Origin of the sequence: Exiguobacterium sp. s101, assembly GCF_018617835.1 — a bacterium.
Taxonomy (GTDB): domain Bacteria; phylum Bacillota; class Bacilli; order Exiguobacteriales; family Exiguobacteriaceae; genus Exiguobacterium; species Exiguobacterium marinum.
In genome coordinates, this window is record NZ_JACSKX010000006.1 from 54,839 (window position 1) to 80,971 (window position 26,133).

At 48.1% G+C, this 26,133-nt stretch carries 25 protein-coding genes and 1 pseudogene; 18 read left to right on the forward strand and 8 right to left on the reverse strand.

What is annotated here, in order from left to right; all coding sequences use genetic code 11:
* Positions 1-9: 9 nt before the first annotated feature.
* Positions 10-672 carry a M48 family metallopeptidase gene (locus KNO76_RS06850; protein WP_214883990.1) on the reverse strand — a complete coding sequence of 221 codons (663 nt, stop codon included), beginning with the start codon at positions 670-672 and terminating at the stop codon, positions 10-12.
* Positions 673-786: 114 nt separating this feature from the next.
* On the opposite strand from KNO76_RS06850, the gene KNO76_RS06855 reads away from it, so the two are divergent.
* The 3 genes from KNO76_RS06855 to KNO76_RS06865 are packed head-to-tail and all read left to right on the forward strand — an operon-like array spanning position 787 to position 4,368.
* On the forward strand, positions 787-1,959 hold the full coding sequence (locus tag KNO76_RS06855; protein ID WP_214883993.1) for a MalY/PatB family protein: 1,173 nt from the start codon (positions 787-789) through the stop codon (positions 1,957-1,959).
* Positions 1,960-2,014: 55 nt separating this feature from the next.
* Entirely contained in the window at positions 2,015-3,226 is a 1,212-nt protein-coding gene (locus tag KNO76_RS06860) for a hypothetical protein (RefSeq protein ID WP_026825956.1), read from the forward strand.
* Positions 3,223-4,368 (forward strand): hypothetical protein, encoded by a 1,146-nt coding sequence (locus KNO76_RS06865; RefSeq protein ID WP_214883996.1) that lies wholly within the window; start codon positions 3,223-3,225, stop codon positions 4,366-4,368. The genes KNO76_RS06860 and KNO76_RS06865 overlap by 4 nt, the downstream gene beginning before the upstream one ends.
* Before the next feature lie 62 nt (positions 4,369-4,430).
* Here the strand turns inward: KNO76_RS06865 and KNO76_RS06870 are convergent, their stop codons facing one another.
* The 3 genes and pseudogenes from KNO76_RS06870 to KNO76_RS14240 form a co-directional block, all read right to left on the reverse strand.
* On the reverse strand, positions 4,431-5,444 hold the full coding sequence (locus tag KNO76_RS06870) for a tyrosine-type recombinase/integrase (RefSeq protein ID WP_214883998.1): 1,014 nt from the start codon (positions 5,442-5,444) through the stop codon (positions 4,431-4,433).
* Between the two features lie 15 nt (positions 5,445-5,459).
* Entirely contained in the window at positions 5,460-5,795 is a 336-nt protein-coding gene (locus KNO76_RS14045) for a diguanylate cyclase (protein WP_353047880.1), read from the reverse strand.
* Positions 5,761-6,504: pseudogene (locus tag KNO76_RS14240) on the reverse strand (GGDEF domain-containing protein); the annotation flags it as partial. The pseudogene KNO76_RS14240 and the gene KNO76_RS14045, both read right to left, overlap by 35 nt.
* A 340-nt stretch (positions 6,505-6,844) precedes the next feature.
* Between KNO76_RS14240 and KNO76_RS06880 the strand changes: the two are divergent.
* The 6 genes from KNO76_RS06880 to KNO76_RS06905 all read left to right on the forward strand — a co-directional run bounded on the left by KNO76_RS06880 (position 6,845) and on the right by KNO76_RS06905 (position 13,717).
* Entirely contained in the window at positions 6,845-7,249 is a 405-nt protein-coding gene (locus KNO76_RS06880) for a CoA-binding protein (RefSeq protein WP_214698617.1), read from the forward strand.
* A gap of 126 nt (positions 7,250-7,375) precedes the next feature.
* A complete protein-coding gene (gene parE / locus KNO76_RS06885; protein ID WP_214884258.1) occupies positions 7,376-9,343 on the forward strand; it encodes a DNA topoisomerase IV subunit B in 1,968 nt (655 codons plus the stop codon).
* Between the two features lie 2 nt (positions 9,344-9,345).
* The gene (gene parC, locus KNO76_RS06890) at positions 9,346-11,751 is read left to right on the forward strand and encodes a DNA topoisomerase IV subunit A (RefSeq protein WP_214884001.1); all 2,406 of its coding nucleotides are present in this window, start codon (positions 9,346-9,348) and stop codon (positions 11,749-11,751) included.
* A gap of 154 nt (positions 11,752-11,905) precedes the next feature.
* Entirely contained in the window at positions 11,906-12,523 is a 618-nt protein-coding gene (locus KNO76_RS06895) for an NUDIX hydrolase (RefSeq protein ID WP_214884004.1), read from the forward strand.
* 12 nt (positions 12,524-12,535) lie between these two features.
* Complete coding sequence (locus KNO76_RS06900) at positions 12,536-13,246, forward strand: MBL fold metallo-hydrolase (RefSeq protein WP_214884007.1); 711 nt, start codon at positions 12,536-12,538, stop codon at positions 13,244-13,246.
* 18 nt (positions 13,247-13,264) lie between these two features.
* Positions 13,265-13,717 (forward strand): GNAT family N-acetyltransferase, encoded by a 453-nt coding sequence (locus KNO76_RS06905; protein ID WP_214698610.1) that lies wholly within the window; start codon positions 13,265-13,267, stop codon positions 13,715-13,717.
* A gap of 132 nt (positions 13,718-13,849) precedes the next feature.
* Here the strand turns inward: KNO76_RS06905 and KNO76_RS06910 are convergent, their stop codons facing one another.
* The gene (locus tag KNO76_RS06910; protein WP_214702010.1) at positions 13,850-14,383 is read right to left on the reverse strand and encodes a GNAT family N-acetyltransferase; all 534 of its coding nucleotides are present in this window, start codon (positions 14,381-14,383) and stop codon (positions 13,850-13,852) included.
* 259 nt (positions 14,384-14,642) lie between these two features.
* Here KNO76_RS06910 and KNO76_RS06915 point away from each other — a divergent pair, with 259 nt between their 5' ends.
* From KNO76_RS06915 to KNO76_RS06935, 5 genes are all read left to right on the forward strand, one after another.
* On the forward strand, positions 14,643-15,491 hold the full coding sequence (locus tag KNO76_RS06915) for a transporter substrate-binding domain-containing protein (RefSeq protein ID WP_214884009.1): 849 nt from the start codon (positions 14,643-14,645) through the stop codon (positions 15,489-15,491).
* A 7-nt stretch (positions 15,492-15,498) separates the two neighbouring features.
* A complete protein-coding gene (locus KNO76_RS06920; protein WP_214884012.1) occupies positions 15,499-16,197 on the forward strand; it encodes an amino acid ABC transporter permease in 699 nt (232 codons plus the stop codon).
* A 113-nt stretch (positions 16,198-16,310) separates the two neighbouring features.
* Positions 16,311-17,219, forward strand: coding sequence for an AAA family ATPase (locus tag KNO76_RS06925; RefSeq protein ID WP_214884016.1), 909 nt, complete (start codon positions 16,311-16,313; stop codon positions 17,217-17,219).
* 1 nt (position 17,220) lies between these two features.
* Positions 17,221-18,249, forward strand: coding sequence for a DUF58 domain-containing protein (locus KNO76_RS06930; protein WP_214884019.1), 1,029 nt, complete (start codon positions 17,221-17,223; stop codon positions 18,247-18,249).
* Positions 18,246-19,223, forward strand: coding sequence for a hypothetical protein (locus tag KNO76_RS06935; RefSeq protein ID WP_214884022.1), 978 nt, complete (start codon positions 18,246-18,248; stop codon positions 19,221-19,223). Before KNO76_RS06930 ends, KNO76_RS06935 begins: the two co-directional genes overlap by 4 nt.
* A 45-nt stretch (positions 19,224-19,268) precedes the next feature.
* Here the strand turns inward: KNO76_RS06935 and cls are convergent, their stop codons facing one another.
* Positions 19,269-20,735: a cardiolipin synthase gene (gene cls, locus KNO76_RS06940; protein WP_214884025.1), complete on the reverse strand. Its 1,467-nt coding sequence runs from the start codon at positions 20,733-20,735 to the stop codon at positions 19,269-19,271.
* Positions 20,736-20,845: 110 nt separating this feature from the next.
* Here cls and KNO76_RS06945 point away from each other — a divergent pair, with 110 nt between their 5' ends.
* Positions 20,846-22,066 (forward strand): cation:proton antiporter, encoded by a 1,221-nt coding sequence (locus tag KNO76_RS06945; protein ID WP_214884028.1) that lies wholly within the window; start codon positions 20,846-20,848, stop codon positions 22,064-22,066.
* 46 nt (positions 22,067-22,112) lie between these two features.
* Here the strand turns inward: KNO76_RS06945 and KNO76_RS06950 are convergent, their stop codons facing one another.
* A complete protein-coding gene (locus tag KNO76_RS06950) occupies positions 22,113-22,895 on the reverse strand; it encodes a LysM peptidoglycan-binding and 3D domain-containing protein (RefSeq protein WP_026825971.1) in 783 nt (260 codons plus the stop codon).
* 208 nt (positions 22,896-23,103) lie between these two features.
* Here KNO76_RS06950 and KNO76_RS06955 point away from each other — a divergent pair, with 208 nt between their 5' ends.
* Together KNO76_RS06955 and KNO76_RS06960 are read left to right on the forward strand one after the other, a co-directional pair.
* Complete coding sequence (locus tag KNO76_RS06955; RefSeq protein WP_214884031.1) at positions 23,104-23,364, forward strand: DUF1294 domain-containing protein; 261 nt, start codon at positions 23,104-23,106, stop codon at positions 23,362-23,364.
* Positions 23,365-23,515: 151 nt separating this feature from the next.
* Complete coding sequence (locus KNO76_RS06960; RefSeq protein ID WP_214884036.1) at positions 23,516-24,310, forward strand: helix-turn-helix transcriptional regulator; 795 nt, start codon at positions 23,516-23,518, stop codon at positions 24,308-24,310.
* Between the two features lie 20 nt (positions 24,311-24,330).
* Here the strand turns inward: KNO76_RS06960 and KNO76_RS06965 are convergent, their stop codons facing one another.
* A complete protein-coding gene (locus KNO76_RS06965) occupies positions 24,331-25,089 on the reverse strand; it encodes a glucose 1-dehydrogenase (protein WP_214884039.1) in 759 nt (252 codons plus the stop codon).
* A gap of 184 nt (positions 25,090-25,273) precedes the next feature.
* On the opposite strand from KNO76_RS06965, the gene KNO76_RS06970 reads away from it, so the two are divergent.
* Positions 25,274-26,110, forward strand: coding sequence for an alpha/beta hydrolase (locus tag KNO76_RS06970; protein ID WP_214884042.1), 837 nt, complete (start codon positions 25,274-25,276; stop codon positions 26,108-26,110).
* The last annotated feature ends 23 nt before the right edge of the window (positions 26,111-26,133 follow it).

Consider the following 26,133-nt stretch of genomic DNA (forward strand, 5'->3'; position numbering starts at 1 on the left):
CGATTGACCCTAGGACGGGTCGGTCGGCTTTTTTAGTTGTAACGTATGTCCGTATTGTTTCAACCATGCTTTCGCACCATTCATTTCTGGATAAACGGTACGCAACGTCTTCCAAAATGAAGCGGAGTGGTCGAAGTGCACGAGATGTGTCCATTCATGTGCGATGACGTAGTCCATAATCTCTATCGGCGCCAACATGAGTCGGACGTTGATGGAGATGGTCCCGTTCGAGCTACAAGATCCCCAACGTGTCTTTTGATGGGCAATTCGTACGTTCGTTGCTCGGACATCTAGACGTTCTTCATATAATGGTGCCCGTTCACTCACATAATGTAAGGCGCGTTCGCGTAACCATGTCTCATACTTCTGCCAGAGCGTGGTTTCGTCCCATGCGTTCGGCACCAAAAATGAAGTACCGTCATGTCTGATTGTCTTCTTATCATCTTTTCTAGTCGGATAGACCTTCCCATGGAGGATGAGTCCTTCATCGAGAACGGACGTTTGTTTCGGGAGATTCTGCAATGTATCACGAATCCATGAATCATGCTCTTCTAATATGTGGTCGACGAGATGTTTCGGCAAACGTTCCGGGATGCGGAGCTCGATACCGTCCGGAGTGATGTGAAATGCGGCTCTTTTCCTTCGTTTGTTTCGAATGATGTTGACGTGCATAGGCGATCTCCTTTCATTTCTCGATTGAGTATAACGAAGTCGACGACAATCCGCCATGCTTTTTTACTACGTAGTCCAATCAACTTTGATACAGTAAGAGAAGGAGGGATGAACATGAAATCGATTTTACAACAACAACTCGTACGTAAAGGCACAAATTCAGTGAAGTGGGATGGCTTAGAGCGATGGTTCCATCTGTCGGAAGATGTCTTGCCATTATGGGTAGCGGATATCGATATCCGTACTGCACCATCTATTTCAGAGGCGCTTGCTTCAACAGCTGCTCAAGGAGAATTTGGTTATACTTTATTCGCGAGAGAGGCACAAGAAGCCGTCCGCTCTTGGTATGATCGTCGCCACGATTTGAATGTTGACCCGAAACACATCATGTTTTCAAGCGGGGTCGTTCCGGCGTTGACGCACATCGTCGAGGCGTTGACAGAAGTGGGGGACGGGGTCGTCATCCAGTCACCTGTCTATCCACCGTTCCATGAGCTCGTCGTCGGTTCGAAACGTCAAGTGTTCGATGCGCCTTTGACGGAGAAAAACGGTCGTTACGAGATGGATTTTTTCGCGCTCGAGGAGGCGATGAAACAAGCGTCTCTCTTCTTGCTTTGTTCTCCGCATAATCCGGTCGGACGTGTGTGGACAAAAGCAGAATTGACGAAAGTGGTAGAACTGGCGAATCAGTACGATGTCATCGTCGTTGCGGATGAGATTCATGCTGATTTGACATTTCCATCTCACAAACATACTGCCATCGGCTCGCTCGACCCACGTGTCATCACGGTGAGTGCACCATCGAAAGCATTTAATATTGCCGGGCTCTTCGCATCCTATATCATCTGTACAGTCGATGATTGGCGTAAACAGATTATCAAAGTACAAAACAAACATCATGTCCTACCTACACCGTTTGCGAACACAGCTATTATCGCGGCGTATACTGATAGACGTGCGGAACGCTGGCTCGATCAGTTACGGGAAGAGCTCGAGCAACAAATGAATGAGGTGATTGATTCGATTGAAACGAATCTACCAATGCTCCACACAACACGTCCCGAGGCGAGTTATTTACTTTGGATCGACTTCTCGGAGCTCCCGATGACCGCAGAAGAGCGAAAGTCTTGGCTCCACGGAGATGTCCGCGTTTTCTTGTCACCAGGCGGTCCGTTCGGTCCTCACGGAGAAATGTTCGAGCGGATGAATATTGGTACACGTCGTGAACTTTTAGATGAAGCGATTGCACGGCTACACGTACAAATGAAACGAAAAGCGTTTGTCTAAAACGAGAATCGGGAAAAATTCACAATGAGATGATGAGAGAAAGTGAGTGGATAGCATGGAGAAAATCAATTGGAAGAAAAAGATGGAAGAGCAGTTAAGGCGTAGTGGATTCACCTTGGAAGTCGAAAATATGTCCAATATCCGCTTAACTGAGATTCATGCGAGTTCTTCTCCCCTAATCTCCTATCCCCTACGCATTCGTCTATATGAACGGATGGGATGGCTCATGTGTACGGTTGACTCGCCAACGCTTGACCGGAATGTAGATCACCCACTTTTCGAGCGGATGGTAACTGCCGTTTTCGAACGGATTGTCCGACATTTATATAACGGGTATGGGTTTCATGTATTGACATTCATCGGTGATACAGGAAATTACATCGCACCGAAAGATTCAGAGACGGGAGAAGTCGTCCGACTCGTCGCTCACCTTTGGAATGACCGCTCGTATATTCATCTCGACACGTTCGAGGAGTATCCGGCCTTATACGTGACCCCGCCATGGGCCCATCAGGCATACGCAATCGAAAGCACAGATGATGAATGGGTCATCTATTCAGGAAGAAGCGGACGACCATCAACCGATTATCGAGCGAATGGTGTCGAATTGAAACCGCATCGTTTGGCGGACGGGGAACTGTTCTTCCCAGTCGACCGGATTTCAAAAGACAAAGGGACACTTGCCCTTGCCGAGTGGCTACGGCTAGAACGGAGAGAAGTCGAGGACTTTATGATGTCGTTCATGCAGACGATTCAAAAGTTTGACCCGTCATTCGGATTCGCGTGGGGGGGGACAGAAACGTTTTTTCATGGGGTACCAGTGGAGCCTTATGCGCAAGTACTCAGACTCGAGAATCGTAAACGCCGCTATCGCGTCATGAATAATACGGAGAAACGGTTGTTCGCCGTATCGGACGACGCGAACGAATGTCTGAAAGAAGTGAGTCAGACATTAAGGACGATCACGCTACCAGAACGACGTGTGTCAGCACTTGGACAACTTGTCATGGGAATTTGGCAGCAGTTCGAGCCTGATGAAGAAACCTATATTCAAGAAGTTGCTTATCGAGATATCTCTAAATTTCAGATGGAAGAGAAAATTGGTCATGCTCTTGCGAATCAACAACCGATTCGCTGGATCGACAAGAATCATCCACATCAACACGTGATTGAATATGCTCATTTACGGATTACGTTTCCGAATCGACCACCAGGTCTTGTTACTGTCGAACCTGCTGACTCTGGTTATGAGAGAGGTGCCTTATGAGAATCGTTGACGCACGGTCCATGCCTATCGACCACGAAGATGTAATAGCGGTCACGTCATCTTCTGTCTACTATCGAGAAAAAGTAGGTCGCACGACTTTTTCTCTTTATCGTTTTGATGAAGAGAACGCTGCGGTTACACAGTTAAATCGTCATTCGTATGAAGACTACGGCTATTCAAAACTCTTCGTGGATAGGGACATCGTGTATTTTTTGAATGAGATACCCGATGGGCAAGGTGTGATCAAGACAGAGTTGATTGCTTTTTCTTATGAGGAGGGGACCGAGGAAGTCCTAACAATGTTTGAAAAACGAGGAAATAGTACGTTGTTTTGGGTACTTGATAACCGTTACTTCCTCTTTTTGACGGCGTTTGAATCGTCTGAATCTGATGAGGCGTGGTTATACGATCGAGTGACGGGTCAACGTGAACGCATTCGGGATGAACGACTCGTCGGCAAAACAGAACGTTTTCGTGAGTTGTACTTGTTCACTACTAATTTTGATGGTGTGCCATATATTGTATGTAACGCGAGACTTGATGAATTTGACTATTATGACGCGCTCGATAACGGACGAATCTCTCCAGATGATCCGATTGATCACTCCGAGGCACTTCTCATATGCACGCTAGACGAAGCGGTCGAGGCTATCTGGGACCAACAAGATGAATTGCCTTTTGATGATATTCTTCGCTTACATGGAGAAGGGGATACAGTTCAATATCTTGGGGATAACGATGGTATCCTTCGATTTTCCGCATTTGTCGATGCATTGAACGAGGAAGTCATCTATGACTTGACGGCACCAGATGTGTTACACGAAGTGTCAGTCGTCGATTGGGGCGCCTATGAACCGCTCGACTTCACATATGACGACATCGGTTCAACGATTTTTATAAAAGTTGATGAAAGTGATATGCATACAGAGGTCATTGATATCACCACAGGGGCACGCTATATCGATGTGAACCCTTTTGAACGTGTCATCAGTCAACGCTATCTCGTCCATGAGTATACAGATGGACTCACAAGCGGGGTCATCCTCTTTGATTTGGAATTAGAAGAGCGTTTTGCATACGAAAATGCTTACTTTATGGTCATTGATGATACAATTTTAATTTTGTCAATGTCTAGCATTTAAATATAAACACCACCTAATTTATAGGTGGTGTTTATATTTGGATATATATTTAACATAACATATTATTGTAAACCTGATACCGCGTGTTTTTTGCGTTCGTCACCGATATGGGCATAAACTTGGGTCGTTGCTACCGATTCATGTCCGAGAAGTTGTTGAATCGTCAACACGTCAATCCCACTCATTGCAAGTCTTGTCGCGAATGTATGTCGAAGTTTATGTGGTGTCACTTGTTTGTGGGTCAAAAAGGGAAGGTACGGCTTTAACCGAACGATGTGGCCTTTCAGCACATGTTGAACCGTCCGCACAGCAATACGTCTCCCTTTATCATTTTGAAATACCGCTCCATCATTCGATACGTGTCTATACTCAGTAAGGAGGGGATGGAGTGGGCTGGCGATCGGGATGACACGTTCTTTATTCCCTTTTCCGATCACACGGATCGTTTCCGTCTCGAAGTTGATATCGGACCAATTGAGTCCGACGAGCTCGGACACGCGTATCCCCGTCAATCCGAGCAGTTGGATAATCAAAAAGTCGCGCGTGCGATTCGTTTCATAATAACTCGCTTCGCGGTTCGTCATCCCGACGTTGCTTCGTACGAGCGTGGAGAAGTCGAGCCATTCCGACTCTGTCAAATAGACTGGATTCCGTTTGCCTCGTTTCGGACGTTCCACAGCTTGGAATGGGTTCACTGCTGCCTGGTTTGTCTCAATCAAATAATTGAACAGGGATTGTAATGTCGATAGTTTTCTATTAATGACACTCGGTGCGTTCTCGAGGTCGAGGGCTAAATAGGTCGCATACGCTTCTGCCCCAGCATGGTCAATCTCGATGAATGCCGTTAAATCAATTGTTTCAGGGTCTAGTTCAGTCCCGCTTGCATGCTCGACCCACCGAAAGAAGTCCAATACATCATAAACGTAGCGTTGTGCCGTTTGTTTTGAATAGTGTTTGGCTGCTAGATGGTGAAAAAAATATTGAATAAATATCGGTAGTCGATGCAGACCATTCAACTCGAATCGTTTCGTAGTCGTAGGTGTCGATCGCTGTCCAAGTTGACGAAAAATACTCATTAAAATCTCCTTTCTTCAGGTTGATCTGACTTGATTTTTACCGTTTTGCTTACCTTCTCGAAGATAATCATCCGCCTCTTTCACTATCTCTTCAATCGTATCAAAACCACTGCGAACCGCGAGTCCGAACGTCATCGTGACACGAAGTCGTTCGCCTGCGTAATCGAGATACGTTGTCTCGATATGTCGTCTTAACTGTTCGATTGTCTCGTAAAAGTCGTCGGACGGGTCGGATAGGAAGATCAGGAACTCTTCTCCCCCCCCAACGGACCGTAATCCCGTCGACATCGGATAGGGTCGAGGCAACCTGTTGAATGACACGATCTCCACAGTCGTGACCATATGTTTCATTGAAAGATTTGAATCGATCGATATCACCGAGCGCGAGCGCGTATGGTACACCGTCCCGAGTGGTCTGCTCGATTGCTTCGGAGATTCGTTCATGACCGACTTTACGATTCAATAGCCCGGTCAACCCATCGGTCGAGGCGAGGATTTGCAACCGCTCGTTCGACAGTTCGAGTTCATCCGTCACTGCCACGACAGCGGACTCGAAGATGAAGGAGAGCCCTGCAATCATCATAACGGTCGATAGGATACAAAAGAGTCCAAGCGCTTGTTCTACGTGTATCGGTAGGGTCTCGATGCCGTCAGATACATAGATGAATAGAAGGCTATAAATCAGCATCGCAAGGGCCGTGGTTAAAATTCGTTGGCCCCTTGAGACACTCGGCATGAAAAAGACACCGTAGGCCATCATGAGAATAAAGTAATGCATATTGATCTCCCATCCGAGGATGACCGTCGAGATGATGGCGTTATAGATGACCTCGACGAAGAGCCCAGTGAAGAAAATACCATACCACCGTTTATGTACGAAATAAAACGAGATTGTATAATAGACGACGCTCAATCCGTTTGAAATGAAAAGTGAGTTTACTTCTAGTCGCCAAAATAAAATACAAAATAGGAAGTGGACCAACCAAGCGAGCACATTTCCGTAAAAAGCGATGCGCTCATTATACAGTGTTCCACGACTAACTTCATAAGCTGTCCTCATCTTACACCTCCTACTTTTCAGTATATCGAAAGAAGAATCATATTTGTATAAAAGTCATAAAAACACTATATAAATATTGCCTATACTCGGTATCTAACCTTGCGTGAAATAGATATTTCACGCAAGGTTCTTGATTTGTACTTTCGTTTGCTTATCGGTCAGTTATCATTAAATCATTTTTATCGCAAAATAAAAGGTATACAATAATTTGTTATGTAAACCATATTGATTTGTCTTGAGATTGAAATGATGAACCATTATACCTTATGATGAAAATAAGACTTGAAACCGTTAGGAAGGTAACGTTACACTGTAAACGTAAACTAAAGGGGGATTTTGGATGGATGATCAGCGTTTGAAACAACTTTTGTCTGAAGCGAAAACCATCGCGGTCGTCGGCGTGTCCGACAACCCAAACAAGACGGCCAACCAGATTGCGGAGTATTTACTCCGTGTCGGCTATACCGTCATCCCTGTCAACCCGATGCTCGAAAAATGGAACGGCCGCAAGGTGTATCCTTCCGTCGAGAGCATCCCGGGTAGAATCGATATCGTCGACGTGTTCCGTCGCAACGAATTTTTAGCAGGTGTCGCGGAAGATGCGGTACGACATGGGGATGTCGGGCTCGTCTTCAATCAGCTCGGGCTCTCAAGTACTGAGGCAGAGCAGATCGTACGCGATGCTGGACTCGATTATATCGAGAATCGTTGCCTGTACGTGGAGCATGCTCGTCTACTCGGATAAGACCTACCTCCTTGGTAGGTCTCCTTTTTTTCAGCGATGGCTGACGAGGGAGGCTTGCCAGAATCGATGAACAGCTATACAATAGGAAAGAAAAACGAACGTGTGTTCGAAATTGAGGTGACTGCTATGTCAACAGATCTATTTAATTACAATGAAGACGCCATCCAGGTGCTCGAAGGACTCACGGCCGTGCGGAAACGACCGGGGATGTACATCGGGTCAACCGACCATCGCGGACTTCACCATCTCGTCTATGAAATCGTCGACAACGCGATCGATGAGGCGCTCGCTGGGTTCGGTGGTCAAATCGATGTGACGATTCATAAGGACGATGCCATCACGGTCCGTGACCACGGCCGCGGGATGCCGACAGGAATGCACGCCTCTGGAAAGCCTACCCCAGAAGTCATTTTTACGGTCCTTCACGCTGGTGGTAAGTTCGGACAAGGCGGATACAAGACATCTGGTGGACTCCACGGCGTCGGTGCTTCGGTCGTCAACGCCCTCTCGAGCAAAGTCGTCGTGACGATTTATCGAGACGGCAAAGTGTTCGAACAGACTTTTGCGGATGGCGGTGTGCCTCAAACGACACTGATTGAGACAGGCAAGACACGCCAAACCGGCACGAGTGTCTATTTCAAACCGGATGCGACCATCTTCTCAACGACGACGTATAACTATGACACGCTCGCCGAACGCCTCCGTGAATCGGCTTTCCTCTTAAAAGGATTGACGATCTCACTCACGGACGAGCGTACCGATAAACAAGACACGTTCCATTACGAGGAAGGGATTGCCGAGTTCGTCCAATACTTGAACGACGATAAGGCGACACTCCATCCAATCGTCTATTTTGAAGGGGTCGAGAATGAGATCGAGATCGAACTCGCGTTTCAGTTCACGGACGCCTATTCCGAAAATGTGCTCTCGTTCGTCAACAACGTCCGGACACGCGATGGTGGAACGCACGAGGTCGGTGCCAAGACGGCGATGACCCGAATCATGAACGAGTATGCGCGGAAGAACGGATTGCTCAAAGAGAAGGACAAGAATCTAGACGGCGGTGATGTCCGCGAAGGGCTCACGCTCATCGTATCGGTCCGAATCCCTGAGGAGTTCCTCCAGTTCGAGGGACAGACGAAGTCGAAACTCGGGTCACCGGAGGCACGTGCGAGCGCTGACAGCGTCATGGCGAAACAGTTGACGATCTTCCTAGAAGAGAACCCGCAGATGGCCACAATGCTTATCAAAAAGGCGATTCGTGCGGCCCAGGCACGCGAGGCGGCTCGAAAGGCCCGGGAAGAGGCACGTAACGGGAAGAAAAAGAAACGTTCGAGCATCTTGAACGGAAAATTGACGCCTGCGACGTCAAAGAATGCAGCTAAGAACGAGCTCTTTCTCGTCGAGGGTGACTCGGCCGGTGGCTCCGCCAAACAAGGGCGCGACCGGACGTTCCAAGCCATCCTCCCATTACGCGGGAAGGTCATCAACTCGGAGAAGTCGAAACTCCAGGACATCATGAAAAACGAAGAGATCAACACAATCATCCATGCGATCGGCGCCGGGGTCGGTCACGATTTTGATTTGGACGACTGTAACTTCGATAAGGTCATCATCATGACGGATGCCGACACGGACGGTGCACACATCCAAGTGCTCCTCCTCACGTTCTTCTTCCGTTATATGCGACCGCTCGTCGAGGCAGGCCGCGTGTTCGTCGCCTTGCCACCGCTCTATCGTATCTCAAAAGGGAAGGGCAAGTCCGAACAGTTCGACTATGCCTGGGACGAAGAGGCGCTCGAGAAGCTCGTCAAAGTGTATAAGAAAGGCTATATCCTCCAACGCTACAAAGGTCTTGGTGAGATGAACGCGGACCAGTTATGGGAGACGACGATGAACCCGGACACGCGCACACTCATCCGCGTCACAGTCGACGATGCGGCCGTCGCGGACAAGCGAGTCTCGGTCTTGATGGGTGACAATGTCACACACCGCCGTGAATGGATTGAGGAGAACGTCGCCTTCGGACTCCAGGAAGATGATTCGATCATCGCCAATGAACATGTGACTAAAGCGATTGAGGAAGTGATGTAACGATGTTGACGATTCAACACATTTTAAACTTATCTCTCGAGCAGGTCGTCGGTGACCGGTTCGGGCGTTATTCGAAATATATTATCCAAGACCGTGCCTTACCGGATGCTCGTGACGGGCTCAAGCCCGTACAGCGCCGGATTCTATATGCGATGCACCATGAGGGAAATACGAACGACAAGCCATACCGGAAGTCTGCGAAGACGGTCGGGAACGTCATCGGGAACTATCACCCGCACGGTGACTCGTCCGTCTATGAGGCGATGGTACGTCTCTCGCAAGATTGGAAACTCCGGTATCCGCTCATCGACATGCATGGGAACAACGGATCGATGGATGGTGACCCGGCGGCGGCCATGCGTTACACGGAAGCCCGTCTCTCGAAGATTGCGGGTGTCATGTTGACGTCAATCGCGAAGAATACGGTCGATTACACGCCGAACTTTGACGATTCAACGGAAGAACCGCTCGTCTTGCCATCGCTCCTCCCGAACCTGCTCATGAACGGAACGACAGGGATTTCAGCCGGTTATGCGACGGAGATCCCACCGCATAATTTGACAGAAGTCCTCAACCTTGCCATCGCACGTTTGAAAGGCCAGGTCGATATCGCTAAAGATGCGCTCGAGTATGTCACAGGTCCTGACTTCCCGACCGGGGGGACGGTCATGGGTAAAGACGGTATCCTAAAGGCGTTCGAGACCGGTAAAGGGAAGGTCATCATCCGAGCGAAGTCCGAGATTGAGCAATTAAAAGGTGGCCGTGAACAGATCACGATCACAGAACTTCCGTATGAAGTGAATAAGGCGAACCTCGTCAAAAAGATGGAAGAGCTCCGCCTCGATAAAAAGGTCGAAGGCGTCGCAGAAGTCCGTGACGAAACAGATCGGACGGGACTTCGGGTCGTCATCGAATTGAAGAAAGAGGCCGACGCAGAAGGTGTGCTTCACTTCTTTTTGAAGCATACGGACTTGCAACTCGCCTATAACTATAATATGGTCTCCATCGTGAACCGGACGCCGAAGCAGATGGGAATCATCCCAATCATCGATGCTTACTTGAAGCATGTCGAAGAGGTCGTGACGCGCAGGACGACGTTCGAGCTCGAGCAGGCGAAGAAACGCGCTGAAATCGTCGATGCCTTAGAACAAGCCATCTCGGTCCTCGATGAGACACTTGAATTGATCCGTTCCGCCAAAGACAAGGCGGACGCGAAGAAGAAACTGATGGAGCGGTTCTCATTCACGGAACGACAAGCTGAAGCCGTCGTCATGCTCCAATTGTATCGACTCACGAATACGGACATCGTCGAGTTGCAAAAAGAAGCAAAGGCGCTCCAAAAAGAGATTGCCCGCCTCTCAAACATCCTCGACGTGGACGCGACAAAACGGAAGTTGATCGTGAAAGAGCTTACGGCATTGCGTGACGAGTTCGGAGATGACCGTCGTTCGGTCATCGAGTCGGAAGTTGAGGAATTAAAACTGAAGACGGAAGTTATGATTGCTGTCGAAGAGACGATGGTATTCGTCAGCCGTGACGGGTACGTCAAACGTGCCTCGATGCGTTCGTATGGAGCATCGAGTGACGTTTTACCGGAGATGAAAGAGAAGGATCGTCCACTCCTTACGACACAAGCCATGACAACGGACCACTTGCTCGTATGGACGAACAAAGGAAGCTACCTCCTCATTCCGATCCACCAGATCCCAGAATCAAAGTGGAAGGATGCTGGGCAACATGTCGCCAACCTCGTTCCAATCGAAGGGGAGCAGGTCATCTCGGCAGACGTCGTCTCGACGTTCGAAACAGATGCCCATTGCCTCTTCGTGACGAAAGACGGGATGGTCAAGCGTACGCCGTTACGTGACTATGACGCGCAGCGGAAATCGAAACCGCTCATGGCCTTGAAACTGAAAAGTGACGATGAGGTCGTCTTCGCCGGAATTAGCGACGGTCCTGGACAGTTGTTCCTCGTCTCAGAGCGTGGATATGGACTCTGGTTCAAAGAAGATGATGTTCCGGTCGTCGGACAGCGGGCGGCGGGCGTAAAAGCCATGAATTTGAAAGACGGTGACGTCGTCTCCGATGCCTTCTCATTCTTCACACCACCGCTGTTCGTCCTCGTGACGCAACGGGGAGCGGTCAAGAAGATGAAACTCGAAGACCAGTTCGACTGTACGAACCGCAACCTTCGCGGAACGATGCTCATTCGTGAGGTCAAATCGAAACCGCATCAAATCCGTCGTGCGCTCCCGGTACATGGGGATGAGACGCTTCATATCGTCGGTAAAGAAAAAGTGAAAGAAGTGAGCACCAAAACCCTTACGCTACTCGATCGCTATGCCAATGGGTCATTCGTCTTTGACGAAGATTCGTTCGGCGAGATTGAAGATGTGTATCTCGATTAATCAAATTAGGTCTGTGGGTCGGCGACTATGCCACTCACAGACTTTTTTTGTGAATTCATTACGCCTGACTGTTTCAAGGGAATGTAAAAACCAAAAAGGAAGAATGCCTCGATTTGCCGAAAGAACATATAAGACAAAAGATAGGGGGATCTATATGTCTCAATGGCTGACGTGGGCAAAACGGATTCAGGCGCTGTCTCAGGCCGGTCTTACGTTCACACATGATCAATTTGACCGAGAACGGTATGAAGAGTTGCAGGAAATCGTAAGAGAAATGTTCGAACGTCATTCCGACTTATCGAATGATGCCATCTTACAATTGACGCATGTGAACGGTTATCCGACACCGAAGCTTGATGTACGTGGTGTGGTCTTTAAAGATGATCGACTATTGCTCGTCAAGGAGCGGTCAGACGGATTATGGACCTTACCAGGTGGATTCTGTGAAGTAAATCGTTCTCCTGCGACGAATATCATTAAAGAAGTGGAAGAAGAGGCTGGTTTGGATGTGATTCCTGTGCGTCTACTCGCGTTGTTCGATATGCACGAACATCCCCATCCGCCACTTTCCGAGCATTACTATAAACTCTTTATCGAGTGTGCGCTGATCGGTGATGGAGAGGGGGTTGCTGGCATTGAGACGAGCGACGTCGGTTTCTTTGAGCGTGACCATTTACCGGAACTCTCTCTTGCCCGAAATACGATTGAACAGATTCATATGTGCTTCGATGCGCATTGGCAAGAAGAAGACTGGACCACTTTATTTGATTAGGAGGTTTTTTCGATGAAAGTAAGACGATACGGACATATCCATCAACTAACTTTTTACGCTCCCGTTCTGCCGATCAACGTTCAACTGTTTGAACATGACCTCGGTCTCGTCTTGATTGATACGGCGCTGAAGCGGAACGCGACCGATATCCTGTCATATATCGCTGAGCTCGACAAGCCGCTCCTGGCGATATTGTTGACGCATGCCCACGAAGACCATGTCGGCGGGGTAGACATCATCAAAGCGGAACATCCGCTCGCCGAGCTCTTCATCTCCCGCCGTGATGCCCGTATTTTGTCAGGAGACCGATCCCTTGATGAGGGAGAACAGAGGGAAATTCGGGGGTCGTTACCGACGCTCCGCTCCACACCGGACACGTTACTCGAACCTGGTGAACGGCTATTCGGTCTACGTGTCCTTGATGCAGGGGGCCATACGCCAGGGTCTGTCGCCTATTATGACGAGACAAATCGGGTGCTATTCGCAGGAGATGCGTTTCAATCGCAAGGAGGGGCGGCGGTGGCGGGGGATGTTCGTCCATTGTTCCCACTTCCCGGACTTGCGACGTGGAACCGGACCGTTGCTGTCGAGAGCGCAGAACGGTTAGTGGATTTGGCACCACTCCTCACATTCGTCGGACACGGTGCACCATTAAAAGGAACGCACCGCCTCTATTTGGCGCTGAAGCGGGCAGAACGGAAGCGGGCAAGAAAATTTATCTGATGACGGGAGGGGTAAGGCATGCAGCTACAAGAAATCCCGATCAAACAATTTGATCAAGCCCAGCAGATGCTTGAGATACAACGAAATGCCTATGCTGTGGAAGCGGAATTGCTAGGGTTTGATGAGATACCGGCTCGATATGAGACAATCGACGTGATACAAAACTTACCAGGTACGAGCTACGGATTGTACATCGAGGAGCGGTTGATTGGATTCGTGACTTACGAGGCATCAGAAAAAACCGTAGAAATCACAAAACTGTGCATTGATCCGACATATTTTCGATCGAGGCTGGCCACGACGTTACTTGATCATGTATTAAGCGTTCATGAAGGTCGGCTTGTTTATGTGCATACCGGTAAACATAATGGACCGGCAAAACGTCTTTACACGAAGCTAGGATTCGAACCGAGTGCTGAATTTGAACCAGAACCGGGTGTCACATTGATCCGATTTACGCATACGTCTTAACAATCAATCTCATCTCACTATCATAAGTATACTAATATAATGAGATGAGTTCTTATTTTTACTGATAATATATGTTATGTAAACTAATAAAAAGAGAGCAAAAAAATTGCTCTACATTACAGTTCCCTATCCTTAAAAAATCTTATACCAGTTCAAAGTCAATTCGATTTGTGGATTCGCGTATTGTTTAATCGAGTCGACTCCTCCAAGTTGAAATCCCTCTCTTTCATAGAAACGACAAGCGATGAGATTATCGTTCTGCGCTTCGAGTGATAAGCCGATCAGCCGTTTCTCTTTTGCCCACTGTTCGGCTGTTTCAAGTAACATTTGTCCGATCCCACGCTTACGATGTGTTTGACGGACCGCGATATTTTCAATGTATGCAAATCGATTCCAATCCTTCACGAGTCGGATTTGTCCGACACATTCATCTGCATCCATCGCCAAAAACAGGATGCGATTGTCATGTCCGATATATTGTTTCCAGTCTAATCGATCGTCCGGAAATGTTATCTCCGTGACTTCCTTATCTAATTCTTCGACATATGTCCATTTTCCATTCATATATCTTGGCATGATTCGACCGATGATTGGAAATGGATCATTTGCGTCATTTACTCGATTGATGTCTTCCTCAATTAACTCTTTTATTTGTATAGGATTCATTCCCTGCACCTCTTTCCCCATTTACACCTCTTCGTTTGTTCAGTTCCTTTTCTTCTGATTTTATGGCATTTTATCATCTGTTTCATAAATAACTCTTTTCTGTATTAATCAAATGAATTTTGCATTCAGAAGAATGATAGCGCTTTATGAATAAACGTTTCAAATATTATATGAAACTGTATAAACTGGGCTTCACAGTTGCTAGACCGCTGAAGTCATGCTATTTTTAGACAGATGAAACATCTAAGGAGGAATTCTTGTGAAACGAACGACAAAAGGTTTGGCCGCAACATTATTTTTAGCAATCCCGCTTGCCGCTTGTGGTGATGATAGCACGAATCAAGCAGACATGACACCGTGGGAAGAGATTCAGGAAGAAGGGACATTGACAGTCGGGACTGCCGGCACCCTCTACCCCGCTTCTTTCCGTGAAGAAGAGAGCGACACATTGACAGGTTTTGACGTCGAACTCATGAAAGAAGTCGCTAAACGTCTCGACCTCGAGATCGAGTTCAAAGAAATGGCGTTTGACAATATGTTGACGGGCGTTCAAAATGGACAAATTGACGTCGCAGCAAACGATATCTCCGTCACCGAAGACCGTAAAGAGAAATTTGCCTTCTCAAAACCCTATAAATACACTTACGGGACTGCCATCGTTCGTAAGAGCGACCTATCTGGAATCGATTCACTCGAAGACTTGAAAGGCAAAAGAGCTGCTGGCGAAGCGACGACTGTCTTCATGGATGTGGCCAGAGAGTATGGTGCTGAAGAGGTCATCTATGACAATGCGACGAACGACCAGTATTTGCGTGACGTCTCGACAGGTCGTACCGACGTCATCTTGAACGATTACTATCTTCAGACGCTTGCTCTTGCTTTCTTCCCTGAGTTTGATATTACAATTCACCCGGATATCGCCTACAACCCACAAGAAGTCGCATTCTTGATGGATAATGAAAATAACGAGCTCCAAGAGAACATCGACCGTGTCATGGATGAGATGCTTGAAGACGGTACGGTCAAAGAGCTATCTGAGCAATTCTATAACGGTGTGAATGTCTCGGTTGAGCCCGACGTAGACGCAACAATCGTCGAAACGAAGTAAGGTCGACATGTCGTTCTCAGATATCAAGTGGGACGCTATCTTTGACGTAGACCTAGCCATAGAATCGTTCCCTTATTTATTGGGTGGGCTCCCGAATACGATTTGGATCTCATTCGTCAGTATGTTTTTCGGTCTCGTGCTCGGTCTCGTTTTGGCATTAGGAAAGTTGTCTCCGACGCGTCTCCTTCGCTATCCATCAACATTTTATATCTCGTTCATGCGTGGCGTGCCCATCTTGATCATTCTGTTCATCCTTTATTCGGGTTTCCCGTTCATCGGGGTCGAATTCGCCGCTTTGACGGCAGCGATTCTCGGGTTCAGTTTGAACTCTGCCGCCTATATCGCTGAGATCATCCGCTCTTCGATTCGCGCGGTCGATTCAGGACAAGTTGAGGCGGCACGTTCGCTCGGGATGGGAAGATGGTTGACATTGAAAGGTGTCGTCTTGCCGCAGGCGACACGGATCGCCCTCCCCCCGCTTTCGAACGTCTTTCTCGATTTGATTAAAGCGAGTTCACTCGCCGCAATGATCACAGTACCTGAGATTTTTAACAAGGCCAAGATTGTCGGTGGACGAGAGTTCGACTACATGACGGTCTATATCGTCGTGGCATTGATTTACTGGGCGATCTGTACGTTCATGTCATTTTTTCAGGAATGGCTCGAACGTCATTTTGAACGATACTTAGATTCTCCGAAACGTTGACTGACTGGCTCTGCCGGTCGGTCTTTTTTGGTGAAATGGATTTTTGATTCATCTCATGAAGTGATTATGCTATGATTTTCTTAATTATCAGAAAAATAATAGGGGGATTTTGAATGAACCATCCATGGGTTTCACATTTGAATAATCAAATCATAGGTCAAGCGAAAGCCATCAAGCTTGCCTCAATCGCATTATTATCAGGGGGACACGTCTTACTCGAAGACCGTCCAGGTACGGGAAAAACTACCCTCGCTCGTAGCTTGGCAAGCTCGATTTCGGCGACGTTTCAACGTGTACAGTGTACACCGGACACGTTGCCGAGTGATATTTTAGGGATGGAACTGTTCAATCCGACGACCGGGGCATTCGAACGCCGGACGGGACCCATCTTCACATCGATTTTACTCGTCGATGAGATCAACCGGACGACACCACGTACACAATCCGCATTGCTCGAGGCGATGCAGGAACGTCAAGTGACACTCGGGGAAGTGTCGCTCAAGTTACCTGATCCGTTCTTTATGATTGCCACTCAAAACCCATTTGACGGTCAAGGGACGTTTCCGCTTCCGCAAGCTCAATTGGACCGTTTCTTATTCAAATTGACACTCGCGCCACTTTCGCGAGATTCAGAACGGCGTTTGATTCGCAATGAACACCTCACTATCGAATCATTCTCTCTACAACAGGACGAACTGTTGAAGATGCAGCAAGAGGTAAGAGATGTTCGCTTCCATGAGGCGATGGAAGATTACTTGCTGGATTTAATGGAGTTGCTTCGTCACCATCGCGATATCGAGGTCGGACCGAGTCCACGTGCAACGCTTGCGTATACGATGGCTGCTCGGGCTCATGCCTATATGGAAGGTCGAGACTATGTCTCTCCGGAAGATATTCGGGCACTCGCACTTCCGATTTTAGGGCACCGAATCGCCTTGACGGTTGAAGCGTCGTTGAAGACGAAACCGTCAAAGTTGATCAAATCTGTACTCGAGACCATCCCGGTCCCTTCAGAGGTGTAACATGCAGTTAGTCAGTCCACGCTATCTCGAGTCCGGCTATATGTGGCTCTTGTTCGTCGTCGGGGTCTTCACGGCACTTTATGGGAGCGTCTTGATTGCGAGTCTATTGATCGGCTTCAGTCTATATGCACTGATCATGCCTTCCTTCATGTTTCGTTTGGCCGAACAGATTCATGTCGACCTCACAGAAGAACTGAAATTATTTCCGAACGACGAGGCCATCTATGTGTTAAAACTCGTATCGACGGCAAAAGTACCGCTTGGCGTCGTCCGCCTATCCGGCTATTTACATCCGACCGTGGAATCGGAAGGACATGCGTTCTGGCGGCAGGAAAATTTTGTTGAGACAAATGCGACCGTCGACTTCACGATTCCGCTCCATGCGAAGAAGCGGGGCCCGGTTCGTCTCGAAGCGATCGGTTTGGAAATCCGGGACCCGTTGCGCATGTTTTCTCTCTACAAAGAGGACTCACTCCCACGCATCGGCTATGTCTTCCCTGAGTTTTCGCCTTATCCGATTCCAAAACGCCCGCCTACTCTCCCTGGTGAGGAGATGGTTCGTCATAGTGCCTATCGCGACCCGGAAACGTTCCAGTCGGTCACCCCATATCACGGACAACCGATGCGACAGCTGTATTGGTCCGCCTATGCAAAGACGGGCGAACTGCTCGCCCGTACTGAACAACCGGTACAAACGAATGAATATGTCATCGTCCTCGACTTGTTGACGAAGGATGGGCGGGCCCTCACCTATCAGATGGAACGCCTCATTTCACAAGCGGCCGCATTATGTCGTGATTTTGAGAAAGAAAACGCGAGTTACGGGCTGATTGTCCCGACACTCACGAAAGATGGGATCACGTATGACCTACAACCAGGAAGTGGCGAGGTGCATTTCCGGAAGATCATGACGACGTTCGCCTGTCTGTCTGAGAGTGACTTTCCACTTGCTCGCTCCTTGTTTGAGCGAAAAGTAGCTAAGTATAGCGGGAATCAATCGATTTTACGGTTAGGGGGTGACGGTCAATGAAATGGCTATGGTGGGTCTTTTCAGCATTTTATATTGGACATGTGTTTCCACTACTTTTTTTATTGACGCTTCGTCTCCCTCGGAACATACAACTCATCGTCCAGACAGTCATGAGTATCGGTGCCCTTTACTTCTCGTATGAGATGAGTGTCCTGCTATTGGTCTTCACATACGTCCATGCATTCATTCGGACGTTAGATTGGACCGACCGCTATGCGATGGCAAGTGTACTATTCTTGGTGGCGGACTGGTTATTCCCTCCGGCATCGCAACCGCTTGCAATGGTGCTCTTTCCATTCATCTTTTTGATTTGGCAACGGAACTTGTATTATCGGCGTGACTATAAACGAATGGTGACGATGCTAGTCCTCGATTTAGGCATCGGTTTAGCCGTTTCCCTTGTCATTCGTACAATCAAAGAGCTGTTGTTCGGAAATGTCGTCGCCTGGATCAGTCCGTTCTTTCTGTGGATTGGGGGGTGGTTTGACGGAATCGTACTCGATCCGAATGACCGCGTGAACCGGTTCCTCGTCCCAAATAACCCGAACCTAGATGCGGAGACGGTGACGCAGGAGACATTGCTCAAGTCGGCATCGGGTAACTCGTTGTTCTATATCGGAGCCTTCGTTGTCATCTTATTGATTGGGGTAGGACTGTTCTTCTATTTACAAAAACGAAAAGACATTCAGGAGGATGGAATGATTCCAAGAAGTATTCATCATCCGACGCTTTCGGATAAGCGGATTGTCCGCTCCCCTCGTCAGATTCAACTCCTTGAGACGGGACGGAGACTAGAACAGCAATATCCGCGTCTCCGAGAAGAGACGGTGGCCGATTGGCTTCAGCGAATCGAGTTCACGGACCATACGTTGTACGCTGGATGGTTAGAGGCAGCGGAGTATGGGGATAAAGAAGCCCCACAGGATATCAATGATTCATTCGAACGTCTTGTCGTACAATTGAAAAGACGTTAAAAAAAATATCCGGTCATGAGGAATTCCTCTGCCGGATGTTTTGCGTTATAAAATCGGACTGAGTAAGCGTGACACACTCTCCTTGAATCGAATTAAACGCGTCCTCGACTCATAACGCTCAATGGTCAGTCGCTGTGCACGCGATTCATCTCGCTCAAACGCATCGATGACAGACTGAGCGACATCTCGATCAAAGACGAGCGCTGAGATTTCAAAATTGAGACGGAAGCTTCTAGCATCGATATTCGTCGTCCCAATTGAGGCGATTTCTCCGTCGATGACGAGCGTCTTCGCATGCAGGAAGCCTTCCTCATATGTGAACACCTCCGCCCCGTAACGGACAAGCTCTGCCGCATTCGCATAGGTCGCCCAATAGACAAACATATGGTCCGGCTTGTTCGGGATCATCAGTTTGATTTTTGTTCCTGCCATGAGGGCGATGCGACAGGCATCAAGGAAACTCGCATCTGGGATGAAGTAAGGCGTTTGGATATAGATGCACTCTTTCGACTGTGTGATCATTTTGACGAGCATATTCTTTAAATGCTCCGTCGACGAGTTCGGACCCGATGTCACGATTTGAACGGGGGACGCGTGATGAGTGATCCCTTCCGACGGCCAAATGAAGTCGTCTTTTTGTGCCTTCGTTCGCGTCGGGACAGAGCGATTCCAATCCAAGATAAAGCGTTCTAACAACTCTTTGACAGCATCACCGGAGATCCGTAAATGGACGTCCCGCCAATAACCGAAATGTTCATCCTTGCCGAGATATTCATCCCCGACATTGAATCCCCCGATATAGCCGAGTTCACCGTCGATGGTACAAAGCTTTCGGTGATTTCGATTATTGACGCGGAAATTGATGCCGAGTTTTGACGGGAAGAAGGATTTGACTTCCCCACCGTGAGAGAGTAAGTCCTTGAAGTGCTTGTGTCTAAGTCCCCTCGATCCGACAGCATCATAAAGGAGTCGGATGCGTACCCCTTGTTTCGCCTTCTCCGTTAACAGGCGGATTAATGCTTGCCCGAGTGGATCGTTTTGGATGATGTAATATTGAATATTGACTTCTTTCGTCGCTCGTTCGATGTCTTGAAACAGCTGATCAAATTTTTCAGTTCCGTCGTGCAGGACGCTGATATCGTTGTGAAAAGACATCAACGCATTCGTTGACACGAGATTCAGACGAGCGAGCCGCCGATATTTCAAAAGGAGCGGGTGATCGAACGGTGCGAGAGAACGGTCGAGTTGATCGAGTTGTTCTTCGACATGGTGATGATACGCTTCGCGTTTTTCTTCTTCCACTTCATAAAAATTATGAGATTTGATCAGTCGGCCAAAGAAGATATAAACGAAGAAGCCGATCAGTGGCAAGAAGAAGAGGACGAGTAGCCACGCCCATGTCGTCCCGATGTCTCGTCTCTCGAAAAAGATGATGGTGATGGCGAACGTGAGATTAAGTAGTAAGATGAGCCATGTCAATATGACGATGATGAGTCCGATAGTCACTTCCATCGTATCCCTCCCTTTCTTTCAATTCTTACCCGAAATCGGGCAATGTTAGCAAATGTTTTTCGTGATTTGGGTATACATTTAATGAAGAAGTGAAGAAACGGGGGGAGCATATGGAAGACATGATGATTGGATTCAGCCTACTTGTCCTCATCGGGGCACTTTCGCAGTTACTTGCTTGGCGTTTTGACTCCCCAGCCATCTTGATCATGACGGTTGCCGGGATTTTGGTCGGACCGATTTTCGGTTGGTTAGAACCAGATCAGATATTAGGGGACCTATATAGCCCGCTCATCTCGATCGCGGTGGCGCTCATCCTATTTGAAGGAAGCCTCAGTCTTGAATTCAGAGAGATTGATGATTTGCGAAAATCGATTTTTCGTCTCGTCACGGTCGGTGTGTTCGTTTCCTTTATTTTGACGTCGGTGTTACTGATTATGGTCGGCGATTTTCATTGGTTGCCGGCGTTCACGCTCGGTGCGATCTTCGTCGTGACCGGACCAACCGTCATCATCCCGTTACTACGGCAAGCCAACTTATCCGCACGTCCGGCCAAAATCTTGAAATGGGAAGGCATCATTGTCGACCCGCTCGGCGCCTTGATGGGATTATTCGTCGTCCGAGTCGGTTTCATCTTCTATCAAAATGACGGGCTCGCGAGCCACTTGCCATTCTTTTGGTCCTGTATCGTCGCCGTTGCCTTCGGGATCACTGTCGGACATCTTTTGATTCGTTTGTTCGGGAATGAGAAAGTCCCTGAATATTTAAGAACAACCCTCACGTTCTCGGGGGTCCTTCTCGTATATTCAATCAGCGAATGGGTCATGAGCGAAGTCGGGCTATTGGCTGTGACGGCCATGGGATTGACGATGGCAAATTCTAAGCATGGACATATGCATATCCTGAAACAGCTTCGTGAGTTCAAAGAGAACATTTCCATCTTACTCGTGTCGACCGTCTTCATCATTTTGACGGCGAGTTTGACACGTGATAGCTTACTCGCCATTCTCGACTGGCCGCTTCTCTTGTCGATTGTTGGGATCTTATTCTTGATCCGACCGATCTCGGTACAAACGTCGCTCCTCGGTTCCCCGTTATCGATGCAAGAGCGGGCGCTCATCAGTTGGATTGCCCCTCGTGGAATCGTCGCCATGACGGTGACCGGCTTTTTTGCCCAAGAAATCGCCGAACTGGGAATTGAAGACGCGGAGCGGATGTTACCAATCACACTCGGTTTAGTCGTGACGTCTGTCGCCTTGCATGGATTGACGATTAAGCCACTCGCGAAGCGACTCGGACTGACGAAAGTGAAGAATCCTTGGGAGAAGGGTTAAACAAAAAAAGACACCGCCCGATGGCAGTGTCCTTGATTAGCTTGAATTAGTTCAAGACTTTGATTGTAATTGACTTGCGACCGAAGTTGAGCGCTTGCTCTTGTGTCGGCATCAAGATATCGATCTTATTCCCTTTGATGGCACCACCAGTATCTCCTGCGATGGCTGTACCGTATCCTTCAACCCATACTTTAGAGCCGAGCGGAATGACAGAAGGGTCGACCGCGATGACTTTTTGGTTCGGGTTCGAACGAACGTCGATACCTGTCGCTGTGATACCAGAACATCCAGCACAGTATGGTGTATAAGCTGTTGCTTCAACAGTCATCGTCTTACCTGAAGCCGGAGCTTGGGTTTGCGTTGTAGACGATGCTGTTTTAGTGACAGGCTTAGATGTTGAAGTCTTTGGTGCTGATGTCTTCGCATCGTTTGCTACTGACGCAGCTGCTGCACCTTTCACGGCAAACTGTTGCCCTGGGAAAATAAGATCTGAATTAAGACCATTCCAAGTCATCAATTGATTGACAGAGATCCCGTTGTTTAATGCGATACGATAAAGTGTATCTCCTGATTTAACTGTATACGTTTTTGATGCAGTAGCAGCTTTTGCTTCTGCCTTTCCAAGTTTTAAGACTTGGTTCGGATAAATCATATTTGAGTTTAAGCCGTTCGCTTGTTTGATGTCATTTACAGAGACGTTGTTGTTCACGGCGATACGATAGAGTGTATCTCCAGACTGAACTGTGTGTGTTGATGCTGCCGAAGCTGGAGCAGCGACTCCTAAACTAAGGCCAGCGAGTGCCGTTAGTGTCAATAGTGGTTTTTTCATAAGAATATTCCTCCCTTTTCTAACGCCCCCTTACTGTAACACCTATATGTTTCACTGCGATTACAGGACGATATGAGAGTGTTATCAGTTCATTTACAGAACAATTCGCGAGGATGAGAGGTTTCAGAAAATTGTTTTAATCTATTAGAACGGCTTTGTAAAGCCATTTTAAGATATAATGAAGAGAGAAATAAGGAGGTTTTGGTCTTTGGAACTATTACTGCTGTATTACATTGTGACTAATTTACTAGCCTTTGTGTCATTTTTTGTCGATAAACGACGATCTCGCGTCGGGGCTTGGCGTATTTCGGAGCGTACGTTATTGACGATGACTTGGGTTGGTGGAGCTTTTGGAGCGTATTTGGCGATGCGGATCTTTCGCCACAAGACGCTGAAGCCTATGTTCCGAATTGGGGTACCTGTCGCCATCCTCGTTCATGCCGCATTTACAGGATGGCTAATCTTTTAGGCGTTATATAGAAGAAACTTGATTGAGCCTATTACTGATCGACGATGAGAAATGTCGGATTCGTCCCACTTTATTTTCGTTTTAAAGTGTTTCTCCGTGAACAATCGAAATGAAATGTCGGGAAATGATCATAGTGAGGAGGAAGACGTTTTTGAAGAGTATCGAAATGATTCGTCATGGGCCAATGACATTAAAGGTAACCGATTGCTTCACCGTTCTGCTATGCGAGTCTGGAACGTCTTTGATTCGGGTGAACGGAGTGAGCCTCAACCTTAATTCGAGAGAAGCCGTTCTCTTGGCACGAGGACAAAGTGTCATGTTGGAGAAGATCGAGGAATCGTCGCGGTTGAGGCTACTCGAGTTTGATCCGATTGATTTGTTCCACCCCGAACTGGCGAGGCGATATGTAACACCACATCTAAATTCGGAAAAATCCATACATATTTTAAAACAGGAACAGGGACATCAATCTGTCATTCAGACGATTGAACGCGCCCTTCAACATTCTCAAGCGGACGGACCGCTCGCATTAATGGATGCGACACTGCAGTGCACGGTCATCTGGCGTTATTGGATTCAGCAAGAGGGTCAAGCGATGAAGGATGAGAAGAAACGGGAGAGCCTTCGTCACATGCTCGCTTATATCGACGCTCATTTAGAAAGCAAACCAACATTAGCTCAAATCGCTCATGCAGGAAACGTGAGTCGAAGTGAGTGCTCTCGTTTGTTTGTGACCTTCGGAGACACGTCTCCCATTGCATATGTACAAATGAAGCGAATGGAGCGAGCTGCAACTCTGCTAGAAAATTTGACTGAAAACATCGCAGACATTGCCAATCGACTTGGCTACGCCAGTGTCAGTCACTTCGTTCAAATGTTTAAAGCACACCACACCATGACACCGCTCACCTATCGAAAACAGTACAAAAGGAAAAGAGCCGATTGAACCCGACTCTTTTCCTTTATCTATCTTGCCGTCCAACCACCATCCGCTTTCAACACATCCCCATTCACGAAGCTTGAATCGTCTGATGCTAAGAAGAGAGCGACACTCGCGATTTGCTCGGGTTCTCCCATCGGGGCTTCCCCAGCCCCTTGAATGGCCCGCATCCCGAGTTCGCTCGGTGCCGTGATCGTTGCACCGATGTTCGTGTTGACGCCACCCGGTGCGATGGCGTTTGCCCGAATCTTACCGAGCGTCCCATGTGTCGCCGCAATGTTTTTCGTTAAACCGATTAACGCATGTTTGGATGCGACATACGCTGCACCACCGCGTGTGCCGAACAATCCGCCGACGGACGCATTGTTGATGATGACGCCACCATGATCTTGTTTTTCCATCACTTGGATAGCGGCACGTGCTAGTTTCATCGGACCGGTCAAATTGACGGCAAGGACTCGGTCCCATAGTTCATCCGTCACTTCACCCACCGTCATGAAGTTATCCATGATTCCCGCATTATTGACGAGAATGTCGACCGAGCCGAACGTATCCTTCGTCGTGTCAATGAGTCGGTCGATATCCGATTGATTTGTCACGTTACCAGCAATCCCGACGACATCCTCGCCTCCCGTCTTGATTTCTTCGACGACCGCCTGAACACCATCTTCATCCAAATCGAAGGCGATGACCCGCGCGCCTTCCTTCGCGAACAGTTTGGCGATGGCTCGCCCCATACCCGAACCTGCGCCAGTGATGATTGCCGTTTTCCCCGAAAGCTTCATTCATCATTCCTCCTTTGAAGGTCAGAACGTACATGATGCGTGATGACAGAGATTTGCCTGTCACTATGTTATACCCGCATTTGTCAGAGACCCCATTCAGAAATATAGAAAATTTTCTTCAATTGATTTCCAACTATCTTTATACTTGAATGGAAACCACTTCATTGTATAGAGGAGAGATGACGTGAGACAATTTCAAGTCACGATTCATGGCCAAGGTGATCCCGTATTATTCCTTCCCGGTGGGGGCTTCACTGGATCGCAAGGATTACAGTTCGTTGAAGCCCTACATAAAAAATCTGAAGTCCATCTCTTAGATTTACCGGGATTTGGTGAAAGTGCGGGGCTACATACATACGCCACATCCAAAGTACTAGCGAACTGGGTCGAGTCGTATCGAATCTCTCGAAAACTTGATGCTGTTCGATTAATCGGTCATTCGATGGGGGGCGCGATTGCTCTCGCCTACGCGGTCCATTATCCCGACCGAATCAGGCGCTTAATACTACTCGACCAAGGTCATAAACCGAATGCTGTGCTCCCATATCGTGAATACGGCATCTTCGGCTTCACCTTCCCGCTTTTGCGACTACTGTATCACTGCTCTCCACAACATCTTTTAAACTGGTTTGAAGCTCGCATGAACAAGAGCGACTCCACGTTTTCTGAAGAGCGGTTCCAAGTGTTCTGTCGACGGATCGGGGTTGAACCGACCGCAAACGTTCGAACAGCTTTCGAGCGTCCGGCACGTCTGTCGTCCGGTGGATTACATTTGTTGTTCGGATATGATGGACTTGATTTCACCGACTTGCTACAACGGCTCCAAGTCCCGACGCAACTTTACTATGCAGACTTCACAGGTATTGGTTTGAAAGAGGCGAAACGGACGCTTTATCATGTCAAACGAGCGGAACGACAACTCCATCCCTCTGTACAATTGATTGCCGTACCAGGCGGACACTTCGTTCAGTGGAGCCGTCATTTCTCGATGGGAAACGTCGAGCGATTCCTACATTCGTAAAAAGATACAGCGGAGCAGGATCG

Coding starts and splice junctions, on each gene's coding strand:
- KNO76_RS06930 (WP_214884019.1), top strand. CDS start 17,221: ATGCAGTTAGTCAGTCCACGCTATCTCGAGTCCGGCTATATGTGGCTC.
- KNO76_RS06880 (WP_214698617.1), top strand. CDS start 6,845: ATGGATGATCAGCGTTTGAAACAACTTTTGTCTGAAGCGAAAACCATC.
- KNO76_RS06920 (WP_214884012.1), top strand. CDS start 15,499: ATGTCGTTCTCAGATATCAAGTGGGACGCTATCTTTGACGTAGACCTA.
- KNO76_RS06850 (WP_214883990.1), bottom strand. CDS start 672: ATGCACGTCAACATCATTCGAAACAAACGAAGGAAAAGAGCCGCATTT.
- KNO76_RS06925 (WP_214884016.1), top strand. CDS start 16,311: ATGAACCATCCATGGGTTTCACATTTGAATAATCAAATCATAGGTCAA.
- KNO76_RS06965 (WP_214884039.1), bottom strand. CDS start 25,089: ATGAAGCTTTCGGGGAAAACGGCAATCATCACTGGCGCAGGTTCGGGT.
- KNO76_RS06855 (WP_214883993.1), top strand. CDS start 787: ATGAAATCGATTTTACAACAACAACTCGTACGTAAAGGCACAAATTCA.
- KNO76_RS06910 (WP_214702010.1), bottom strand. CDS start 14,383: ATGAATCCTATACAAATAAAAGAGTTAATTGAGGAAGACATCAATCGA.
- KNO76_RS06950 (WP_026825971.1), bottom strand. CDS start 22,895: ATGAAAAAACCACTATTGACACTAACGGCACTCGCTGGCCTTAGTTTA.
- KNO76_RS06860 (WP_026825956.1), top strand. CDS start 2,015: ATGGAGAAAATCAATTGGAAGAAAAAGATGGAAGAGCAGTTAAGGCGT.
- parE (WP_214884258.1), top strand. CDS start 7,376: ATGTCAACAGATCTATTTAATTACAATGAAGACGCCATCCAGGTGCTC.
- KNO76_RS06945 (WP_214884028.1), top strand. CDS start 20,846: ATGGAAGACATGATGATTGGATTCAGCCTACTTGTCCTCATCGGGGCA.
- parC (WP_214884001.1), top strand. CDS start 9,346: ATGTTGACGATTCAACACATTTTAAACTTATCTCTCGAGCAGGTCGTC.
- KNO76_RS06905 (WP_214698610.1), top strand. CDS start 13,265: ATGCAGCTACAAGAAATCCCGATCAAACAATTTGATCAAGCCCAGCAG.
- KNO76_RS06870 (WP_214883998.1), bottom strand. CDS start 5,444: ATGAGTATTTTTCGTCAACTTGGACAGCGATCGACACCTACGACTACG.
- KNO76_RS06935 (WP_214884022.1), top strand. CDS start 18,246: ATGAAATGGCTATGGTGGGTCTTTTCAGCATTTTATATTGGACATGTG.
- KNO76_RS14045 (WP_353047880.1), bottom strand. CDS start 5,795: ATGAAACATATGGTCACGACTGTGGAGATCGTGTCATTCAACAGGTTG.
- KNO76_RS06865 (WP_214883996.1), top strand. CDS start 3,223: ATGAGAATCGTTGACGCACGGTCCATGCCTATCGACCACGAAGATGTA.
- KNO76_RS06895 (WP_214884004.1), top strand. CDS start 11,906: ATGTCTCAATGGCTGACGTGGGCAAAACGGATTCAGGCGCTGTCTCAG.
- cls (WP_214884025.1), bottom strand. CDS start 20,735: ATGGAAGTGACTATCGGACTCATCATCGTCATATTGACATGGCTCATC.
- KNO76_RS06900 (WP_214884007.1), top strand. CDS start 12,536: ATGAAAGTAAGACGATACGGACATATCCATCAACTAACTTTTTACGCT.